Origin of the sequence: Microbulbifer weihaiensis (assembly GCF_048323715.1) — a bacterium.
Taxonomy (GTDB): Bacteria; Pseudomonadota; Gammaproteobacteria; order Pseudomonadales; family Cellvibrionaceae; genus Microbulbifer.
Genome location: NZ_JBLWFL010000032.1, coordinates 1 through 2,233, shown reverse-complemented (window position 1 = coordinate 2,233; position 2,233 = coordinate 1). Strand labels below are relative to the sequence as shown.

Sequence of the window (2,233 nt, the reverse complement as noted above, 5' to 3'; positions counted from 1 at the left end):
CTTTTGCGCAGGTCACTCCGCTCCCATTTTTGCGCAAAACGCGCACAAATTAAGCCGCCCCTGCTGTGGGCGTTAAGAGTAAGAGTAATAAGAAGCATGGATAAGTCTATAAAGTGCGCGTACAGACATCTCGGGCTAACTGGCTATGCTGCGATTCAAAGCATTTCTTCCAGTTTAAAAGTCGGAACCGTCAATCTTGGCACAGCTGGTCACGTAAATGCTTCGTTAAAATTGATCGCTTCGCTATCGGAATGGTTTGGCACTCTTATGTCTGCCAATGTCTCTGATTTTCGAGAGTTCAGCGAAGAAGAGTTTTGGGCGCGTCATCAGTCAATTTGTAAAGCTTACCCTGGTTATAACCTAGAGGTTTACAAAGACCTATTTGAGGACAGCGTGAACCATGCCCGTGGTAACTCTTAACAAGGCGAGGCATTTCGTTCCGGCCCTGCGGGCCTTCACCGGACAGCTTACTTTGTGCACTTTATGCACAGGTCGCTTCGCTCCCATTTTTGCGCATAAAGCGCCCAAAGCAAGCTGCCGCTGCTCGCGGCGTTAGGTGAATCCATGAATTTACTATTAAAGATCGTTGGGATAATTTGCCTTGTCGCAGGAGGCTATCTTGTATTTGAGGCCAGCGCAGCCATCATTTCGGGAGAGATAACTCTCAATGCAAACTCCGAAGATTTTGTTGTGCTATTTGAGAAAAACCCCAAAATCTACTTGGCATCAGTTATCTCATATTACTTTGGAGGAGCCATTCTGTTCTGGTGTGGCAAAGCTACATTCAAAGATTCTCAAGAGATATCTAATGCGCTTAGGTGGTAGCCACCTAACAAGGCACTGCAGGCCGACGGCCAACTTTGTGCACTTTATGCGCGGTCGCTTCGCTCCCATTATCGCGCATAAAGCGCCCAAAATTGTCCGCGGCTGAGCGCAGCGTTAACCGTACAAGGAATGTAGCAATGCAATTAAATAAAGCCCTATCCCTTTGTCTTTTCATTTGGAGCTCTCTCTTAGCCATGAATTCTCAGGCTTTCTTTAAGTGTGTAGATGATGAGGGGCAAACTAAATTTCAAGATAGACCTTGCGCGAAGGATGAATCTATGGAAGAGATAAAATCTAGTAATGCAACTGATGATGAAAATAGGAAAAAAGAGCTAATCACAAATTTGGCGAAATCAATTGGTAGGGATATTGATCCGAGCGATCCCGAAGCATTACAAGCAGCTGAAGCGCTACTTGTTACTGATGCAGCCAAATCATATGCATATACAAAAATCTTTGGAATATCGTTGGAATTTTGCCCAAATAACAAAGAGCTGGCGGAAGCAATGGAAAATTTCAAGAGAAATGCTAGCGACAGTATTACCCTTGGAAGCATCTATTATCGTGATGGATATGATCTTACAATCGGGAAAAAGCGGTTCAATCATACTGGCCGGCAGCTCACGGATGGATTAGATGGCATGCTTAATAAATTGAGGAAAGAGCATGAACGAAGCCGAGAAACCAAGTGCAGGGAGTCCGTCCAGGCACTGAGGTCGTTAGCGAAACTCTACAACGGTTAACAAAGCGCTGCAGGCCGACGGCCAACTTTGTGCACTTTATGCGCGGTCGCTACGCTCCCATTATCGCGCATAAAGCGCCCAAAATTGTCCGCGGCTGCGCACGGCGTTAAGCAATGGAGAGTCAGAGATGATTGTAACTATATTAGGATGTCTGATTTTCGCTGTAAGCATTTTGCAAATTCGATTTCCGGACTTAGCAGTTCTTTTAAAAAGTAAAGATCCAGCGACCTGGGAATTTCTTGGGGCCCCATCAGGATTTTCTTTCGCAGACCTAGGTAATACGCTTTCACTTTTCAGTTGGGTTCTTTCTAAAAAGTTCTTAGATTCAAATAATCCGGATATAGTTGCAGAAGGACAAAGGGCACATATAAAGGCTCGTAGAGTAAGATATGGCCTTATTTTGGGCCTAGTCATAATGGTGGCGGGGTTGGCCATGGCTCTTGTGCAGTCATTTGCTTAACAAGGCCGGGCAAGTCGCTCCAGGCCTGCGGCCCTCCGCAGGACAGCTTACCTTGTTCGCGTTTTGCGCGGGTCGCTGCGCTCCCATTTTTGCGCAAAACGCGAACAAGGTAAGCTGCCCCTGCCGGCGGCGTTAGGCATACGTAATACCCATGAAATATTTTCTGTCCCTATATATTCTACTTCTTGGCGCTCCAGCTATAGGT

At 46.2% G+C, this 2,233-nt stretch carries 4 protein-coding genes; all 4 read left to right on the top strand.

Annotated elements, in window-relative coordinates; genetic code table 11:
- The coding region (locus ACNKU7_RS18755) for a hypothetical protein (RefSeq protein ID WP_418298516.1) at nucleotides 1-420 on the top strand (420 nt) is incomplete at its 5' end.
- Between the two features lie 144 nt (nucleotides 421-564).
- Nucleotides 565-825 carry a hypothetical protein gene (locus ACNKU7_RS18750; protein WP_418298515.1) on the top strand — a complete coding sequence of 87 codons (261 nt, stop codon included), beginning with the start codon at nucleotides 565-567 and terminating at the stop codon, nucleotides 823-825.
- Nucleotides 826-962: 137 nt separating this feature from the next.
- On the top strand, nucleotides 963-1,568 hold the full coding sequence (locus tag ACNKU7_RS18745) for a DUF4124 domain-containing protein (RefSeq protein WP_418298514.1): 606 nt from the start codon (nucleotides 963-965) through the stop codon (nucleotides 1,566-1,568).
- 127 nt (nucleotides 1,569-1,695) lie between these two features.
- On the top strand, nucleotides 1,696-2,028 hold the full coding sequence (locus tag ACNKU7_RS18740) for a hypothetical protein (protein WP_418298513.1): 333 nt from the start codon (nucleotides 1,696-1,698) through the stop codon (nucleotides 2,026-2,028).
- The last annotated feature ends 205 nt before the right edge of the window (nucleotides 2,029-2,233 follow it).

Coding starts and splice junctions, on each gene's coding strand:
- ACNKU7_RS18740 (WP_418298513.1), top strand. CDS start 1,696: ATGATTGTAACTATATTAGGATGTCTGATTTTCGCTGTAAGCATTTTG.
- ACNKU7_RS18745 (WP_418298514.1), top strand. CDS start 963: ATGCAATTAAATAAAGCCCTATCCCTTTGTCTTTTCATTTGGAGCTCT.
- ACNKU7_RS18750 (WP_418298515.1), top strand. CDS start 565: ATGAATTTACTATTAAAGATCGTTGGGATAATTTGCCTTGTCGCAGGA.